At 63.6% G+C, this 17,812-nt stretch carries 14 protein-coding genes and 1 pseudogene; 9 read left to right on the forward strand and 6 right to left on the reverse strand.

The annotated features are described in order from the left end of the window. Positions 1–602 (forward strand): annotated as a pseudogene (locus tag HNP00_RS05115) (hypothetical protein); the annotation flags it as partial. A 178-nt stretch (positions 603–780) separates the two neighbouring features. Here HNP00_RS05115 and HNP00_RS05120 read toward each other — a convergent pair. Further along, positions 781–2,271 carry a chlorohydrolase family protein gene (locus tag HNP00_RS05120; protein ID WP_184736597.1) on the reverse strand — a complete coding sequence of 497 codons (1,491 nt, stop codon included), beginning with the start codon at positions 2,269–2,271 and terminating at the stop codon, positions 781–783. Positions 2,272–2,479: 208 nt separating this feature from the next. Between HNP00_RS05120 and HNP00_RS05125 the strand changes: the two genes are divergently transcribed. Together HNP00_RS05125 and HNP00_RS05130 are read left to right on the forward strand one after the other, a co-directional pair. Next, positions 2,480–3,889 (forward strand): DUF3100 domain-containing protein, encoded by a 1,410-nt coding sequence (locus tag HNP00_RS05125; protein ID WP_260404761.1) that lies wholly within the window; start codon positions 2,480–2,482, stop codon positions 3,887–3,889. An 897-nt stretch (positions 3,890–4,786) separates the two neighbouring features. Further along, positions 4,787–5,284 carry a uracil-DNA glycosylase gene (locus HNP00_RS05130; protein ID WP_221451226.1) on the forward strand — a complete coding sequence of 166 codons (498 nt, stop codon included), beginning with the start codon at positions 4,787–4,789 and terminating at the stop codon, positions 5,282–5,284. A 27-nt stretch (positions 5,285–5,311) separates the two neighbouring features. On the opposite strand, the gene HNP00_RS05135 is transcribed toward HNP00_RS05130, so the two are convergent. The 3 genes from HNP00_RS05135 to HNP00_RS05145 form a co-directional block, all read right to left on the reverse strand. Next, the gene (locus tag HNP00_RS05135) at positions 5,312–5,758 is read right to left on the reverse strand and encodes a DoxX family protein (protein ID WP_184736599.1); all 447 of its coding nucleotides are present in this window, start codon (positions 5,756–5,758) and stop codon (positions 5,312–5,314) included. A 65-nt stretch (positions 5,759–5,823) separates the two neighbouring features. Continuing rightward, a complete protein-coding gene (locus tag HNP00_RS05140; RefSeq protein ID WP_184736601.1) occupies positions 5,824–6,156 on the reverse strand; it encodes an HAD hydrolase-like protein in 333 nt (110 codons plus the stop codon). Between the two features lie 96 nt (positions 6,157–6,252). Continuing rightward, positions 6,253–7,053: an MBL fold metallo-hydrolase gene (locus HNP00_RS05145; protein WP_184736603.1), complete on the reverse strand. Its 801-nt coding sequence runs from the start codon at positions 7,051–7,053 to the stop codon at positions 6,253–6,255. 70 nt (positions 7,054–7,123) lie between these two features. Between HNP00_RS05145 and HNP00_RS05150 the strand changes: the two genes are divergently transcribed. Both HNP00_RS05150 and HNP00_RS05155 read left to right on the forward strand, forming a co-directional pair. Next, complete coding sequence (locus tag HNP00_RS05150) at positions 7,124–8,083, forward strand: GlxA family transcriptional regulator (RefSeq protein WP_260404762.1); 960 nt, start codon at positions 7,124–7,126, stop codon at positions 8,081–8,083. Between the two features lie 82 nt (positions 8,084–8,165). After that, complete coding sequence (locus tag HNP00_RS05155; RefSeq protein WP_184736606.1) at positions 8,166–9,275, forward strand: FAD-dependent oxidoreductase; 1,110 nt, start codon at positions 8,166–8,168, stop codon at positions 9,273–9,275. Between the two features lie 75 nt (positions 9,276–9,350). Here HNP00_RS05155 and HNP00_RS05160 read toward each other — a convergent pair whose 3' ends face one another. After that, entirely contained in the window at positions 9,351–11,570 is a 2,220-nt protein-coding gene (locus tag HNP00_RS05160) for an NADP-dependent isocitrate dehydrogenase (RefSeq protein WP_184736608.1), read from the reverse strand. Between the two features lie 210 nt (positions 11,571–11,780). Here HNP00_RS05160 and HNP00_RS05165 point away from each other — a divergent pair, with 210 nt between their 5' ends. Both HNP00_RS05165 and HNP00_RS05170 read left to right on the forward strand, forming a co-directional pair. Next, positions 11,781–12,776 carry a serine protease gene (locus HNP00_RS05165; RefSeq protein WP_184736610.1) on the forward strand — a complete coding sequence of 332 codons (996 nt, stop codon included), beginning with the start codon at positions 11,781–11,783 and terminating at the stop codon, positions 12,774–12,776. A gap of 173 nt (positions 12,777–12,949) precedes the next feature. After that, on the forward strand, positions 12,950–13,981 hold the full coding sequence (locus tag HNP00_RS05170) for a serine protease (RefSeq protein ID WP_184736612.1): 1,032 nt from the start codon (positions 12,950–12,952) through the stop codon (positions 13,979–13,981). Between the two features lie 140 nt (positions 13,982–14,121). Here HNP00_RS05170 and purH read toward each other — a convergent pair whose 3' ends face one another. Then, positions 14,122–15,792: a bifunctional phosphoribosylaminoimidazolecarboxamide formyltransferase/IMP cyclohydrolase gene (gene purH / locus HNP00_RS05175; protein WP_184736614.1), complete on the reverse strand. Its 1,671-nt coding sequence runs from the start codon at positions 15,790–15,792 to the stop codon at positions 14,122–14,124. Between the two features lie 120 nt (positions 15,793–15,912). Between purH and HNP00_RS05180 the strand changes: the two genes are divergently transcribed. Continuing rightward, positions 15,913–16,839 (forward strand): N-acetylglucosamine kinase, encoded by a 927-nt coding sequence (locus HNP00_RS05180; RefSeq protein WP_184736616.1) that lies wholly within the window; start codon positions 15,913–15,915, stop codon positions 16,837–16,839. Then, positions 16,823–17,797: an N-acetylmuramic acid 6-phosphate etherase gene (murQ, locus tag HNP00_RS05185; protein WP_311770496.1), complete on the forward strand. Its 975-nt coding sequence runs from the start codon at positions 16,823–16,825 to the stop codon at positions 17,795–17,797. The genes HNP00_RS05180 and murQ overlap by 17 nt, the downstream gene beginning before the upstream one ends. The last annotated feature ends 15 nt before the right edge of the window (positions 17,798–17,812 follow it).

Here is a 17,812-nt window from a genome sequence, read left to right on the forward strand (position 1 = left end):
CCGTCAACCTCCTCGGCACCGTCCCAACAGGTCTCGGAGACCTCGGATCCCTCCTGAGTACCGGCATCACCACACCCATGGCCGTGCCGATCACCGTAGGCACCGTCCCGGCGGGCACCGGAGACCTCGGATCCCTCCTGAGTACCGGCATCACCACACCCATGGCCGTGCCGATCACCGTAGGCACCGTCCCGGCGGGCACCGGAGACCTCGGATCCCTCCTGAGTACCGGCATCACCACACCCATGGCCGTGCCGATCACCGTAGGCACCGCCTCGGTGGGCCTGGGACTGCCTTCAGTAATCGTGAACCCACCGGCCATGAATCCGCCGGCAGCCAACCCGCAGGTTGCTCCTTCCGGAATAGTCGAGCCGACTACCGTCGTTCCTTCGGTTGAGACACCGTCGCTTGTTGTATCAGGCGCTGCGACGCAAGCCGGCGTCGCAGCGGCAACCACAGCAGCGGTTGTTGGAGCGGGAACTGCTGTTCTCGCTAGTACTGGATTCAATAGCCTCTGGTTGCTGTTCGCAGCTGCCCTGCTGCTAGGCGGACTCATCGTGTTGGTGGGCAGCCGGAAGATCCGGGCCACCATTCCCGCATAATCACCGGCCAGGGCTGCTCCACCGCACTGGATCGCAGCCCGCTCCCCGGCTCCTCCGCAGGCCAAACAGACCTGCGGAGGAGCCGATGCGTGGGCATCGCCCGGGACCTACAGCCGCTAGGGGGTTGCAAGAGCTGTTTCAGCCCCCAGTGGAGTGATGAAGCGAGTTAGTTGCCGCGCTACATCGCTGCCGTGTCATGGGTCTGGGCCACCGCCCGGGCATAGACCGGGGGGAACAACTCGGAGGCTTCGCGCCGCCGGTAATCGCGTTCGCCGTAGGCTTCAACCATCTGCCCAAAAAGACGTTGACCCTCAGCCCGAAGTTCACCGAGTTCGATACCCGGGAGCGATCCACCAACAACCACGGGGCGGCCTGCAACGTACGTGTCGGTGACGTTGCGTGCCGAACCGTTGAGGATGAGCGTGCGCAATGGATCTTCCACGACCCCGTCGCGGAAGTCACCCAGTGAGGCGACCATGATGTCCGCTTGCGCGCCCGGGCACAGACGTCCCAGGTCGTCTCGGCCCAATGCCGTGGCGCCGCCCAGAGTGGCAGCGTCGAAGAACGCCGAGACCGCACCGGCGTCCCGGCGGCCCTCTGCGATGCGGGCCAGATGCGTGCCGACGTCGATGCCCTTGATCAGGTCCGGCGGGAACGAATCCGTTCCCAGGCACATGTTGACCCCGGCAGCCGCGAAGGCGTCAAAAGACTTGAGCATGTCTGAGTAGTGGAACGACGTCAGGGGGCAGTGGATGATGCTGACGTCATGCCGAGCCAGCACATTCAACGGCCCACCCTCTGCGCCGGAGGACGGGTCGGTGCCGTCGATGACAACCCCATGCGGGATAAGGAGCCGAGTGTCCAGAAGACCGGAATCCCCAAGCTGCTCCAAGACGGTGCGCCCGGTGAGCTTGATAAGGAACCCGTCTTCATTGGGCTGCTGCAGGCAATGCAGGCGGACCAGTACGTTGCGTTCGATGGCCAGCTCGGCGGTTTGGCGCATCAGCTTGTCCGAAAGTGTCTCGATTCGGCACGGCAGCAGGACACCGGTGAGCAACGGGTGTCCGAGCTCGTCGGCGTAGTCGAGGAACCGTGCGGCGTCGGCAAGTCCCTTGCGGCCCTCTTCCTCGTCGAAGAGGATCACGCGCTGGCCGTCGTCGTCAGTGACATTGATCCCTGAGCGGTACGCCGGGCCCAGGAAGCCTCGCAGACCGAGCTCGATGCTGGACTGCGCCATTCCCTGGAGTTCTTCGAAGGTTTCAGCCCAAGAGCTGTGGATCTCAGAGGCGATCGGCATGTAGGTGGTCACACCGTGCAAGGCCAGCTGCGCCAGTGCGAACTTGCGCACGCTCTGGCGTTGCTCCGCGGTGAAGACATCGCGACGGCGGTTGTTGAAGTAGTCCTCAGACCATTGCAGGCCTGGAGCAGTCTCCTCTGTGGGCCAGGAGTCGAAGATCATGTGGTCAATGTCCGTCAAGGCATCGAGATCGATGAGGCCAGGTGCGATCAGGCTCTGTCCAAAGTCCCGGCGTTCGTCAACAGGACCCGTGTAGCCGGTACCGACGTAGATGATCTCGTCGTCCCGCATCACGACGTGCCCGTCTGTGTGCATCACATGCCTTGCCCCGTCATAGCCGAGGACGTACCGGGCAGAAAGTTGAGTAATCATGAACCCTCCAAGTTAGGTATCCCAGATCGAATAGCCGCGGAGAAGTTCGAAGTTGACCAAGCGCATGGACGCCCTCACTTCCAGGACTTTTAGCGGTTTCTGTGACACGTCTTGCATAGTGCTGTGATCCACCTTACCATTTTTGGTATACCAAATGGCGTAGGCGCATCCCGCCCTTCGCCTCTGCAGCACACGAAGGGTGCACCTAATGAAGAACCAATCCACAACCACTCCGGAGGTGGATGCGCCCGTAGTCAAGGTCGATGACGGCGCGACACGCCTCTTCGCCCCGACCGCGCGCCAATGGGGATCGATGATCCTGCTGTCCACAGCCGTCTGCGCCGTCGCCATCCTGGCCGGAACGCACAAAATTCCTCTGGGCAACGCCGCGATCGTGCTCATGCCGGTCTTGTGGGCCGTGCTGATCGGCGCTGTTATTGGCGTGCAGAAAGTGCGCCCCATGTCCGGCCAAAGCCGTGCCGTGGCCTCGGTGTTGCTAAACGTCAGCATCGTGATGTTCCTGGCGGCGCTCGGCACCCAAGTAGGGCCCTCCCTGGCCAAACTGACCTCGCTCGGCCCGGCCATCCTCCTCCAGGAAGTAGGCCACATCTTCGGAACGGTCATCATCGCCCTGCCGGTCGGCGTTGCCCTGGGCATGGGCCGAACGGCCATTGGTGCCACCTGGGCAATCGACCGTGAATCATACTTGGCCTACGCACTGCAGCGTTTCGGCGTGAAGTCCCCGGTCTACCGCGGCGTGTTTTCCGTATGGCTGCTAGGCAGCGTCTTCGGCGCAGTGTTCATCTCACTGCTGGCCGGCCTACTCGGCGGGATGGGCATCTTCGACCCGCGTGCCCTGGCGCTGGGCCTGGGCCTCGGCTCTGGATCCATGATGCTCGGTGGTGTAGCTGCCCTCTCCATCATCTACCCGGGGCAAGCACCGGAGATCATGGCGCTGGCGGCCGTCTCGAACCTAGTAACCAACCTTGTCGGCTTCTACGCCGGTGCCTTCCTTTCGTTGCCGATGTCCCTGCGGCTCTACAAGTTCTGGTCGCGCCTCTTCCGCCGCGATGATGAAGGCAATCGCCTTGACCGTGACGGAAATGCCGTTGCAGCGAAACTGCGCCGGCCACAGAACCGGAGCAAGGTGGACGTCTCGGCTGTGCTCCAGGACCCGGAGGTGCGCACGAAGCCTTCAACCTGGATTATCGCTTTCGTCGCAAGCATCGCCACGGGCGTGGTTCTCAACGCTTTGGGAACCAAATCCATCAGTGTCAACGATGTCATTGGGGTGGTGATCCTTGGCCTCCTGACAGCCTTGGCTTTCGTGCTCGCCAAGTACGTGCCGGCCGTACCGTCGAGCGTATGGGTCCTTGCTCTCGCCACCTTGGCGACGGCTCCGATCCTTCCTTTCAGCGGCATGATCGTCTCCTTCACCCATAACCTTGACGCGCTTTACGTAGGCCTCGGATCGATCGCCCTGCTCGGCATGAACGTGGGGCGCGACGTCAACGCGCTGAAGAGCCTGAACTGGCGCACGGTGATTGTGGCGATAATCACATTCTCTTCGAGTTTCGTAGCAGCCGCAGCACTTGCGCAATTCGTTATCCATGTCTGAGCGCTGACGCCGAACAAGGGCGGTGGAATGGACTCTTTCGTTCATTCCACCGCCCTCTCGTGTCTCTGCTCTCGCCCTCGGCGGCGCATCCGGGTGATGTTCGACGCATCGCGGTTCCTTCACGCCCCGGGGCTGCGCGACATACCGCGTCAGGTGAACGGCGGAAGGACACCAGACCACCTGTGGCTTGCTAAGATCTAAAGGCTCAACCCGGCCCCCGGGAGAGCCCCCCATCAACTGGTCCGGAACGGACGTGCCCCCACGCGCCCGATACCGGCCCCTGCCCGACCCCAGGAGACCCCTGCTCTCATGACCGCATTGGCCGAACCGGACTTTTTCGAGGTACACGACGAGGATTACCGCAGCGAACTGGACTCGCGGTACGAGGAAGGTTTCGGGCGCGGCCCCGAGCTCGACGACGACTACGGCAGCGGCTACGACGAACTCGACAAGCTCTTCGATGGTCTGTTCGACGACGAGGATGACCTGGACGCACCGGCCAAGGCCGAAAAGAAGGTTCCGGCCCGGAAAGACGCTCCGAAGGCCGCCGCCGTTAAGACGGCCGCGCCGAAGAAGGCTTCCTCAATTTCGATGCCCAAGGCCAGCCCGGTCGTTACCCGCAGGGTGGTGCCTGCGGCCGCTCCGGCCGCCGAACCGGTCGCCGCCGTCGAAGCTAGCGTGGTCGAAGAGACGCCGACGGTAACCGTCGTCGAGCCGGCCGCCGTCGAACCTCCCGTCGTCGAACCGGCGAGAGCCGCAGCGGCTGCCGCCGAAGAAGCCGTGACTCCCGCGGTTCCGGACAGCCCTTTCTTCGCCCCGCACATCGCACCGGTCAACGAGCATGTGGAGTTCCTCCGCAAGCTCCGCCCGGACTTCGAGGTTCCCTACGTGGATCCGATGCACTCGGTAGAGGACTGCCGGATTGTCACCCTGTTCTCCAACACCGGCGAGGCCTCCACGCGGGGCGTTGTCTGGGCCGGTGACGACGTCGCCGCCACCCGGCTACTGGGCCTGCAGTTCCAGCTCGGCCTCCGCCCGGAATGGATGATGCCGTGGAACACCCATCCGTGGTTCACCCCCGGCGAAGCCAACGGAAAGCTGACTCCCGAGCAGGTCGGCGCCGGACTCAAGCCGCTGATCGCCTTCCTCAAACTCGTTCCGCGCGCCTCGGCGATCGTCGCCCACGGAACGGAAGCCAACCGCCTGGCCCAAATGCTCCTCAAAACAGACAACCAGCTCATCTGGCGCCGCGGCCTGAAGGTCTACAAGGCCCGTTCGCTGCACGGGCGCGCCTTCGCCGGTTCCAAAGAACGCCAGACCGAATGGCTGATCGAAATGGGCCGCTCCTACGCGGACGCCATGGCCCGGGCCGGTCTCGAGGCCGGACGGCGCTAGGCTCCAGGCCTGACGGCGCTAGGGCGCCTAGCGCCGTGACTTCCGGGCTGGCTTCCCGGCGAACAGTTTCCGGTCCAGCGAAACCGCCCCGGAACCGATGAAAGCAAACGCAAGCGACACAGCGACATACAGAATGAGCAGCTCAGCGTTGATTCCGGGACGATCACTCAGCAACGGCTTGCCTGATTCGGTGACAAACCAGATCCCGGCGTACATCAGAGCGGCCAGGAAACCAGCCACTCTGGTCAGGGCGCCGAACACCAAAAGTGCGCCCAGTCCGGTTTCACCCCAGATGACCAGCCAGGACATCAGCTCCGCTTTTTGAACACCCATCGCGGCGATGGTTGCCTCAAATGCCGGCTGTCCTGCTGACAGTTTCTGGACCCCATGCAGCAGCACAAGACCGCCGAACACGACCCTCAGGAACGCGATGCCACGCGAGGACGAGGTCTGCGAAGGAAGGAGGAATTTCACCCGGTCCAATCTTCCATGCCGACGGCACAGCTCAAAACGGCCCCCTTGAAATCCAGCCGTGAGAATCACGCCAACAGCGCTGGAATATCCTTGACGCCCGCCAGAATGTGATCGTGTGGCTGTCCAGCGAGCTCCTCGCGTCCCAGCTTCCCCGTCAAGACCCCAACAGCCGTGACTCCCGCGTTCTTTGCCGCTTTGAGGTCGTTCGTGGTGTCACCGGCGGCGAGAACCTCACGGACGTCCATCACGCCAGTCAGTTCCATAGCGCGGTGGATCATATGGGGCGCCAGGCGTCCGGCTGCTACATCGTCAGCGCAGACGACGGCGTCAAGCAAGCCGCCGCCGTCGAGTGCTGGCGGCGGGTTCTGCTCGTAGAAGCCGGCGAGAAGCTCCTTCAAGCGCGATGGTCACGCACATCATCATCGTTCTGGTGTTGATCATCGTGGTGGACCAGTTCTCCGCCTGGGTCCGCCGGAACCTGGCGGCCTAGGCATTCAGGGCTGTTGCGGAAGCGACGGCCGGTGCGGCTCGCCGATCGGAAGAACAGCGAGCCGGGCCGCTAGGCCGGCGTCACCCATGCGCTGCTTCACAATATCCGGCCCCTCGGTGAAGTGAACCCAGCCTTCTGTGTGCACCGGAACCACGGTGGCAAGAGGGAAAAGTCCGGCCAATTCCACAACGTCCTGCGAAGTGAGCGTCAACGGGGCGCCACCAAAAAGCGGGGTTCGTGCAGCTCCCGCGAAAACCACGGCCAAGGTGGTGGTCGGAAACCGCAAGGAGATTTCGGCCGCCAGCTCCAGTGATGCGTTGTCCCCCGAGACGTACACCGTCGGCCAGCCTTCCGCCTCGAGCACGAAACCGGTGACCTCACCCGTGACAGCTTCGGCGCCGCTCGGTCCGTGCAGCGCCGGTACGGCGGTGACCGCCACGGGTGCGTCCCCCTGCACCGTCACGTGCTCCCAAGGACGGAGTCCCCGGACCCCGTGGATTCGGCTCGCAGCTTCTGCTGTACTCAGGATCATTCCGGCATCGTTCAGGAGTTCCCTTCCGCTGTTGTCCAGATTGTCTGCATGCTGATCATGCGAAAGCAGAACGACGTCGATTCGTCCTAGGTCTTCTGCCGCCACGGCCGGACCGGTCAGTTTGACCAGGCTCCGGCCGGCGCCCACTGGGTAGTCTCCGGGGGCATCGAAAGTAGGGTCGGTGAGGAGGTTCAGGCCTGCGTATCGGACCAGGATGGTCGGTCCACCAATATGCGTCAGTGTGGGCCGTTGGAGGTCTTGGGGAATGTTCATGAGGCAACTCTGCCCGCCCAACTGGTGGCGAAAAAGTGGCCCGGAAGACAATTATCGTTAGGATCGGGCCATGATGCTTCACCGATACCACAAGGTTGCAGTGCTTGCCATGCCCGGCATGAGCCCCTTCCACCTTGCTGTGCCCCAGATGGTCTTCGAAGATCCCCCGCCGTCCGGGGCCGCGCCGCGATACCAAGTGAAGGTTTTCACGCCATATCCCGGCCGGGTCCGAATGGGCCACGGCCCCGACATGGTGGTTGAACCCGGATTGGAAACCATTGCATGGGCAGACACCGTTGTCCTCCCGAGCTGGGATCCTGACGTCCAAGCTCCCGGAGAACTCTTGGATGCAATCCGGACTGCCCATGAGAACGGCAGCCGGATTGTCTCACTATGCCTCGGCGCATTCCTGCTGGCTGCCACCGGGCTACTGGACGGCCGCGAAGCAGTAACCCATTGGGGATACTCCGGGGAGTTGCAGCAGCGCTATCCCGCTGTGCGGGTAGTGGAGAATGCCCTCTGGGCCGACCACGACGACGTCGTCTCCTCGGCCGGCGTTGCGGCCGGACTCGACTGCTGCATCCATCTGCTTCGAAAAGACTTCGGCTCGGACGCGGCCGATCGCGTGGCGCGCGGGTTGGTCATGGCACCTCACCGCAATGCCACCCAGGCCCAGTTCATTCCGGCCAGGCTCCCGCGCGGCGCGGGCCACGACGGAATTGAGCGCGCCATGACGTTGGCTCGCGAAAACCTCAGCCAGCCAATCGGCCTGGACCAGCTAGCGGCGGCTGCTTCGATGAGCCGCAGGACCTTCACAAGGCACTTTCGCAGCCGCACGGGAGCCACGGTCCTTGATTGGCTGACGCAACAGCGCCTGGACCACGCACGAACGATGTTGGAGTCAAGCCATGCTGGAATCGAAGAAATTGGCGCCTCCTGCGGTTTTGGCTCCACGGCAGCCTTCCGGCAACATTTCCGCTCCGCCTTCGGAAACACGCCAAGCCGCTACCGCGAGGAGTTCGCTTCCTGACCTTGGGTATCAGCCGGCGGGCGGCAGAATGGAAGCTGTAGTGGACCTCGCTGGGAGGCCCGGACAGGATGGGTGAATCTGGATGGATGTTGACGTCGTCGTAGTCGGCGGAGGCGCAATGGGGTCGGCTGCCGCATGGCAGCTCGCACTTCGAGGACGATCGGTGGTCCTCCTCGAGCAGTTCAGGGAAGGGCACCACGTAGGCGCTTCCCACGGCGCGACGCGCAACTTCAACACCGCATACGCGGAGGATGACTACCTCGCCCTGGTCAGCGAAGCCAGGGGTCTCTGGGACGGGCTCGCCAAGGAGGCCGGAACACGACTGTTGGACCTTGTGGGGCTGGCCAACCATGGCAACGTCGCCCGGCTCCGGGAAGTCCGCTCCGCACACGCGGAGCGAGGCATCGCAAGCCATTTCATCTCCGCCAAGGAAGCGGGAGAGCGCTGGCCGGGCATGGCCTTCCGAAGCGATGTTCTTTTCGTACCTGAATCGGGTCGCGTTCGTGCAGCCGAGGCACTCAGGGTCCTTCGCACGTCGGCCGAGGCCCACGGTGCAAGGTTCGAGTATTCAACCCCGGTTCGCGACATCCGCGTTCTCGGCGATGATCGCGCCGTCGTCGTGACTGATTCACAAGAGATCACGGCGCACCGGGTAGTCGTCACGGCCGGTGCCTGGACCAGCAAGCTCGTCGGGACGCAGGTGCCCCTCCCCCGTCTGGTGGTCACCCAGGAGCAGCCTGCCCACTTCACACCCATCAACGGTTCACAGCTTTGGCCGAGCTTCAACCACGCTCCCGACCCCGGAGATCCCCATGACGACTATTGGTACAGCCCCGTCTACGGGATGCTCACACCGGATGAAGGGGTCAAGGCAGGCTGGCATGGAGTGGGACCCGTCACGGATCCAGATGCCCGCACGTTCCAACCTGAGCCGGTCCAGCTGGAGGCCCTCCGCCGCTACGCCCGTGAATGGCTGCCGGGTGTGGATGCCGAATCGGCGGTTCCCATCAGCTGCACCTACACCAGCACGGCCAATGAAGACTTCGTGCTTGACCGTTTTGGTCCCCTGGTGATCGGTGCGGGCTTCTCCGGGCACGGCTTCAAATTCACCCCGGCAATAGGCCGGGTGCTTGCCGACCTGGTCGACGGAATCGACGCGCCCCACCGTTTTTCCGGGCGAAGCCGTGCCTAGACGCAACTAGCCCGCGGTGATTGTCGTTCTCAAAACGACAATCATCGCGGGCTAGCTGGGCGAGGAGCGCGGGCGCTAGTTCAGCGTGGCGACTACCTCGTTGAGCTTGGCGGAGGGACGCATCACGGCCTCTGCCTTCGCGGCGTCGGGACGGTAATAACCCCCAATGTCTGCGGGCGAACCCTGAACTGAGAGCAGCTCGGCGATGATGGTTTCCTCATTGGACGTCAGGGCCCCGGCAACGGCGGAGAACGCCGCAGCGAGCTCGGCGTCGTCGGTCTGCTGGGCCAGTTCCTGGGCCCAATACTTGGCGAGGTAGTAGTGGCTGCCTCGGTTGTCGAGTTCGCCGACCCTGCGCTTCGGGGACTTGTTGTCGAGTAGGAACGTCCCCGTTGCACGGTCCAGGGTGTCGGCGAGGACCTGTGCACGGGCGTTGCCGGTGGTGGTGGCAAGGTGCTCGAAGCTAACGGCGAGGGCAAGGAACTCGCCCAGGCTGTCCCAGCGCAAGTGGTTTTCCTGCAGGAGCTGCTGGACGTGCTTCGGAGCAGATCCGCCGGCACCGGTCTCAAAGAGTCCGCCACCGTTGATCAGCGGAACCACGGAGAGCATCTTGGCGCTGGTGCCGAGTTCGAGGATCGGGAACAGGTCCGTGAGGTAGTCGCGCAGCACGTTGCCGGTCACCGAGATGGTGTCTTCGCCCTTGCGGATCCGTTCCAGCGTGAACGCGGTGGCCTTCTCCGGGGACATGATTTCGATCTGCAGGCCCTCGGTGTCGTGGTCCTTCAGGTATTCCTTGACCTTGGCGATCAGCTGGGCGTCGTGGGCGCGGGTTTCGTCGAGCCAGAAAACGGCCGGCATCTTGGACGCGCGGGCACGGGTGACAGCCAGCTTGACCCAGTCGCGGATCGGCACGTCCTTGGTCTGGCAGGCGCGCCAGATGTCGCCCGGGGAAACCTGGTGTTCGATCAGCACGGTTCCAGAGGAGTCCACAACCTGGACGGTGCCAGCGTTCTCGACCTCGAAGGTCTTGTTGTGGCTGCCGTACTCCTCGGCCGCCTGTGCCATCAGGCCGACGTTCGGAACGGTTCCCATCGTGGTGGGATCGAAGGCGCCGTGGGCGCGGCAGTCATCGATGACTACCTGGTAGACATCTGCGTAGCAGCTATCAGGGATGACGGCCAAGGCATCGTGCTCCTGGCCATCCGGCCCCCACATGTGGCCCGAGCTGCGGATCATTGCCGGCATCGAAGCGTCGACGATGATGTCGCTGGGGACGTGCAGGTTGGTGATGCCCTTGTCGGAATTGACCATGGCAAGTGCCGGGCCGTCTTCCAAGCCTTTCTTGATGGCCGCCTGGATCCCTTCACGGACGTCTTCAGGGAGTTCGCCGAGGCCGTTGAGGATCGAAGCCAGCCCGTTATTCGCGCTCAGGCCGGCAGCAGCAATTTGCTTGCCGTAGGTGTCGAAAAGCTCGGAGAAGTATGCCTTGACGACGTGGCCGAAGATGATGGGGTCGGAGACCTTCATCATGGTGGCCTTCAGGTGGGCCGAAAACAGCACACCTTCTTCCTTGGCGCGGATCACCTGGGCAGCCAGGAACTCGTCCAAGGCCGCGGCGCGCAGCACGGTGCCGTCCACCACTTCGCCGGCGAGGACGGGGAAGGCCGGCTTGAGGACCTTGACCGTGCCGTCTTCGCGGACAATCTGGATCTTGATGGTGTCATCGGCCGGGATGACCACGGATTTCTCGTTGGAACGGAAGTCGTCCGCCGCCATGTGGGCGACGTTGGTCTTGGAGTCGGCGCTCCAGGCACCCATGGAGTGCGGGTTCTGGCGGGCGTAGTTCTTCACCGAAAGGGGCGCGCGGCGGTCCGAGTTGCCTTCGCGCAGCACCGGGTTGACGGCCGAACCCTTGATCTTGTCGTAACGCGACCGGATGTCCGTCTCTTCGTCAGAGGAAGGGTTGTCCGGGTAGTCCGGAAGCGCATAGCCCAGAGCCTGGAGTTCGGCAATGGCCGCCTTGAGCTGGGGGACGGATGCGCTGATGTTGGGGAGCTTGATGATGTTTGCTTCGGGCTTCTTTGCCAGTTCACCCAGTTCGGCCAGTGCGTCGCTGATCCGCTGCTCTTCAGTCAGGTAGTCACCGAACACTGCGATGATTCGGCCAGCCAGCGAAATGTCGCGGGTTTCGACCTCCACGCCAGCCGTCGAGGCGAAAGCTTCCACAATCGGCAGGAAAGAGTAAGTCGCCAGCATCGGCGCTTCGTCAGTGTGGGTATAGATAATCTTTGCCATTGGCGGGGCATCTCCCTGAAAGTCTGCAGATTTCAACATCTCTAACTTACCTGAGGGGGCCGGATTGGCGCCTACCGGGATGGTTTCGCGCCGTCTACGCGACGTCACACGCAGCCAAACCTTATGTACCAACAGGCTGAATCGGAGTAGGTTCAATGGGTCAACTGTGGCCGACAACAGATGGCTACATCATCGATTGGCAGGACAATCATGACAAAGAAATCACTCCCCATCACCGGTCTCCTGAGCCTCCTTACCTTCGCCGTTTTGACCCTCTGCTCCGCAGGAGGGGCGGCAGCTGCCGCTCCCCTTCGTGCGGCTTCGAGTTACGCAGCGCCTGGGACGCAGCAACTCGTCGGCCTGGCAACGGCAAACACCGACCCCACAGGGTATTGGACTCCTGAACGGATGCGAACAGCAATCCCGGGTGATGTCCTCGCAGGGAAAGCCCTCGCGCGAGCCGCAGCCTCCGGAGTTACTAATGGCACCGTCGAATCGGGGCCGCCCGTGAAGATCGCCGGTGCCGCCAAAGCAGGCAGCCCGAGCCTTCACCAAAATGAAGACCCCATTGACCACGTTGGCAAAGTCTTCTTCACTATGGGACTCTTCGCTTACGTCTGCTCCGGCAACGTCGTCGTGTCGGAGAATGACAGCACGGTGGCTACTGCGGGCCACTGCGTCAACGAGGGTCCCGGAGCGTTTGTCCGGAATTTCGTCTTCGTTCCGGCCTATCTCAACGGCACGGCTCCCTACGGTATTTGGCCGGCCAAAGCCCTTTACACCACCGCGCAGTGGCGGACCGCAGGCGATATCCGCTATGACACCGGCTTCGCGGTCACTGCCTCGGTGAACGGCAAGCACCTGGCCGACGTCGTTGGCGCGTCCGGAGTGGAGTTCAGCATCGAGCGGGGCCTGAACTACCAGGCTTTTGGCTACCCTGCCGCCCCACCGTTTGACGGCCAATCACTGAAGAGTTGCTCGGGTGACGCCGCCAAGGATCCCATCAATCCGCAGTTCCGGGCGCAAGGAATCCCCTGCGACATGACCGGAGGATCATCGGGCGGCCCGTGGATGGTCGACTCCGGTCGGGATTCCTACCAAAACTCCATTACGAGCTACGGCTACCCCGGCGGCCCGGCCGTGATCTACGGGCCTTATTGGGGCTCCGTTATCCGGGAGGCCTACGAACTGGCATCCACATCCTGAATCGCCTGGCAGAAAGGTATCCACAGAATTCACAACTAGTCAAAAATGAAAGTCAAATCTCACAAAATTTGACTAATCTATTTACAATAGTGTCACAGCTTGGGTAGTTTCGGTTCCGTCAGTCGGCGGCCACCACAAACCGGCCGCCTTAACTTTCGAAAGCTAGGACAATTGTGACGAGAACCAAAACCCTGGCCACAAGCCTGTTGAGCCTTTCCGCCGCCGCATTGCTCGCCTTGGGAACCGGCAGCGGAGCCACCGCGGCTCCGCCCGCCGGCCACGGCACGGACGCCTCGGCTGTCAGCAGCCAATCGCCGTCGGACAGCAATACGGCGGACTATTGGACTCCTGAACGCATGAAGAGCGCCGTCTCCGGCGACGTCCTGGCGGACAAGGCGCTCGCTCGCGGACAAGCCAAAGTGGGCCCTGCCGATCTCCAGGTTTCACCCGACCTGATATTTCCCGAGCTTGCACGCACCGTGGCTATCGATGGCCAGAAAGCCACCAGCATGGCAGCGCAGTCCCCCACCGTGGATCGCAAGGCCAACGCCAGTGAAAGCCCGGTCCCCAACATCGGAAAAGTGTTCTTCACTCTGGGCGGCGTGAACTATGTCTGCTCCGGTAATTCCGTCACCTCCGCCAACCAGAGCACGGTGTCCACTGCCGGCCATTGCCTGAACGAGGGCCCCGGGGCGTTCGCCACCAACTTCACGTTCGTTCCTGCCTACCTGAATGGTGCGGCTCCGTATGGCAAGTGGACGGCCAAAGCGCTGTACACCACCAGCCAGTGGTCCTCGAGCGGGGACATGCAGTACGACACCGGCTTCGCCGTCATGAACACCCTCAACGGGCAGAAGCTCTCAGCCGTGGTGGGCGCGTCCGGAGTCCAGTTCAATGCCGCCCGCGGACTGACATACAAATCGTTCGGCTATCCCGCAGCGTCCCCGTTCAACGGCGAGTCACTCAAAAGCTGCTCCGGCACGGCCACCAATGATCCCTACAACCCCCAGTACAACACCCAGGGAATCCCGTGCAATATGACAGGTGGCTCCTCCGGTGGCCCGTGGTTCATTGGCACCAGCTCCAGCGGATACCAGAACTCCGTGAACAGCTACGGATACGGGAGCAACTCCACCAAGATGTGCGGCCCGTACTGGGGCACTGTCATCCAGGGCACGTACCAGACCGCGTCCTCAGCGCCGTAACCTCCACCATCCCCCGGACATGCCCCCTGTTCGCTCCCAGGACTGGACATATTGCGAATATGTCCAGTCCTGGCCACAAAAAATGGACATGTCCTCCCGGGAAGGGAGGGCATGTCCATTTTTAGGTGGAGCGTTTGGACTTAGTGGAAGAAGTGGCGTGCTCCCGTGAAGTACATCGTGATGCCGGCAGCGTTGGCCGCGGCGATGACTTCCTCGTCGCGGACTGACCCGCCAGGCTGGACGACGGCGCGGACACCGGCGTCGATCAGGATCTGCAGGCCATCGGCGAACGGGAAGAACGCGTCGGAAGCGGCCACGGCACCACGGGCACGCTCGGGTGCGCCCGTCGCGGAGGCGTTGGACGCGCCGCCAGCACCTTCGACGTCGGACTCCACCTGGACGCCCAAGGTGTTGGCGCGCTCAACGGCCAGCTTGCAGGAGTCCAGGCGGTTGACCTGGCCCATGCCGATGCCCACTGCGGCGCCGTTGTTGGCCAGGAGGATCGCGTTGGATTTGGCGGCGCGGCAAGCGGTCCACGCGAACGCGAGGTCGGCCAGTGTGGCGTCGTCGGCAGCTTCGCCTGCGGCGAGGGTCCAGTTGGCGGGGTTGTCGCCGTCGGCGTCAACCTTGTCGGCTTGCTGGACGAGGACGCCGCCCGAAACCTGGCGGATCTCCGTTGGGTAGCGGCCGTAGCCGTCCGGCAGGGCCAGCAGGCGGATGTTCTTCTTCTTGGAGAGGATTTCAACGGCTTCCGGCTCGAAGCCCGGGGCGATAACAACCTCGGTGAAGATCCCGGCCACCGTCTGGGCCATACCCGCCGTAACGATGCTGTTGGCCGCGATGACGCCGCCGAAAGCGGACACCGGGTCACAAGCGTGGGCCTTGGCGTGGGCGTCGGCAATGGGGTCGTCGGCATCGGCGGAACCAACGGCCACGCCGCACGGGTTGGCGTGCTTGATGATGGCGACAGCTGGCTCCGAGAAGTCGAAGGCCGCGCGCAGGGCAGCGTCGGCGTCGACGAAGTTGTTGTAGCTCATGGCCTTGCCGTGCAGCTGGTCGGCCTGGGCGATGCCGGCGGGTGCCGCCTTGTCCACGTAGAGGGCGGCCTGCTGGTGCGGGTTTTCGCCGTAGCGCAGGACCTCGGAGCGTTCCAGGGCTAGGCCGGCGTAGGCGGGCCAGTCGATGACGCCGTCGCCGTCTTCATCGAGGAACTGGCTGGCGGTCCAGGTGGCGACGGCGGTGTCGTACGTCGCGGTGTGGGCGAAAGCCTTGGCGGCCAGGCGGCGGCGGGTCTTCAGGTCGAAGCCACCGGCAGCGGCGGCTTCCACGACGGCGCCGTAGAAGTTCGGGTCAACAACGATCGCGACGGCGGCGTGGTTCTTGGCGGCCGAACGCACCATGGCGGGGCCTCCGATGTCGATCTGCTCGACGACGTCGTCCTGGGCCGCGCCGGAACGGACCGTCTCCACGAAGGGGTAGAGGTTGACCACGACGAGGTCGAACGGCTCGATCTCCATCTTGGCGAGCGTTTCCATGTGCGCAGGAACGCGGCGATCGGCCAAGATGCCACCGTGCACGCGCGGGTGCAAGGTCTTGACGCGGCCGTCGAGCATCTCCGGGGAACCGGTGACCTCTTCGACTTCCTTGACCGGAATACCGGCTGCGGCAATCCTCTTCGCGGTGGAGCCGGTGGAGACGATGGCGACACCTGCTGCGTGCAGGCCCTTCGCGAGCTCCTCCAGCCCCGTCTTGTCGTATACCGAGATCAGTGCACGGCGGATGGGAACACGGTCAAGCTGCGTCAAGCTCACAAAAGTCTCCGTCTTATTTCGCGGGATTCCACGGTTGCTGGGGATACGCACGAGTTTATCGTGTTGTGGCTCCTCTTCGTTTTTCGAGACGTGCGGCCTCCCACAACATAGGGTTGGGCCATGGAATCCGCGGATGCGATTTTGGTGGCCGACGTTGGCAAGAGCCGATGCCGGGTTGAACTCAGGCAGGGCGATCAGGTGTTGGGCTCGGCGGACCAGCAGGGCTTTCCTGGATTGGGCATGGACAATGGGGCCCGGTTCGCCTTCGAGCTGCTCGCGGACACTGCTGCCATGCTGCCTGGAGGGCTTCCGGCCGGTTCTTTGCGGGGAATCGGCGCCGCCGTAGCCGGGGTCGAGGCCTCCGCAGCGAACTCCCACGAACTCGCCGTCCTGCTTTCCGGACGCTTCAAAGTCCCCGCAGCGGTCCTCTCGGATGCCACGGCTGCCCAGCTCGGCGCCTTGAACGGCGCTCCCGGGACCGTGCTGATTGTGGGCACCGGAGCTGTTGCCTTCCGCTTTGACGACGACGGGACCCTGCACCGCGCCGACGGTTGGGGACCGCTGTTGGGCGATCTGGGAAGCGGCCGATGGATCGGCCAGCAGGGTCTCCAGGCCGCACTTCAAGCGCACGACGGCGGCCCGGCCACTTCGTTGCTCGTCGCGGCGGCCGCACTGGCTGGCTCGCCCGCGCAGCTCCCTGCCTGGCTCGCCGAGTCCGCGAACCCGGCCCGGACGATGGCGCGTTTCACGCCCGCCGTACTGCGGGAAGCGGAGGCGGGAGACGCCGTCGCACGCGGCATTTTGGACGAAGCGTGCAGTCTTCTCGGGAACACCGTTTCCCTCGCGTCCGGGGACACGAAACAAGTGGCCCTTCTCGGCGGCGTGGTGAAATCGGAGTTCTTTGCCGGGCTCTTGCACAACACCCTCGCTTCGGCTGGGATTGAGGTGGTTGCGGCGCTCGGCGATGGCATGGACGGCGCCGCCCTCGCAGCGAACCGCCGCGGGCTCCTTCAGGAAAGGTACATCCACCGTGACGGAACAGTCTGACGCAGCATCCCCTGATTCTCCCGGTTCTATCAGTGGCGACCGGCTCAAGGAGCTCCGCTCCGAGCTCGCAGGCCTGCAGACTGAAGCGGCATCGCCCGCGCTCAGTGAACTGGACACCATGGGCACAGCCGAGCTCGTCGCCGCGATGAACGAGCAGAACCGCGGAGTTCCGGCCGCCGTCGAACAAGTGAGCGAGCAGATCGCCGCTGTGGTCGACGCCGTTGCGGAACGCCTCGCCGGCGGCGGCCGGCTGATCTACGTCGGCGCCGGAACGGCCGGGCGTCTCGGGGTGTTGGACGCAAGCGAATGCCCGCCCACCTTCGGCACTCCCCCGGGACTCGTCGTCGGGATCATTGCGGGCGGCACCCAGGCTATCCAGAAACCAGTGGAATACGCCGAGGACAACGCCACAGCCGGAGCCCGCGACCTGCACGACATCGGCGTGACCGAGGCGGACGCCGTCGTCGGGATTTCGGCTTCGGGACGCACGCCGTACGTGATCGGGGCGCTCGAGGAGGCCCGCAGTCGTGGGGCGTTCACCGCGTCGCTCGCCTGCAACCACGATTCACCCATCAGCAAATTGGCCGACGTGGCGATCGACGTGGTGGTCGGCCCGGAGTTCGTTGCCGGTTCCACGCGGCTGAAAGCCGGCACTGCGCAAAAACTCGTCCTCAACATGATCAGCACCCTCTCCATGGTCAAGCTCGGCAAGACGTACGGAAACCTGATGGTGGATCTGCGCGCCACGAACAATAAACTCCTCGCGAGGTCCCAGCGGACCATCCAACATGCCACTGGTGTGGACGCGGAGACGGCGATTCGAGCGTTGGATTCCGTGGGGGGTTCGGTCAAGGCGGCCATCCTGGTGGTGCTGACGGGCATCGATCCCGGGCAGGCGAAGAGTGCCCTGGACGAGGCCGGGGGCTTCCTGCGAAAGGCGATCCAAAAGCACGGATAGAGTTTTCCCCGGAGG

Source organism: Arthrobacter sp. AZCC_0090, from assembly GCF_014207375.1.
Classification (GTDB): domain Bacteria; phylum Actinomycetota; class Actinomycetes; order Actinomycetales; family Micrococcaceae; genus Arthrobacter.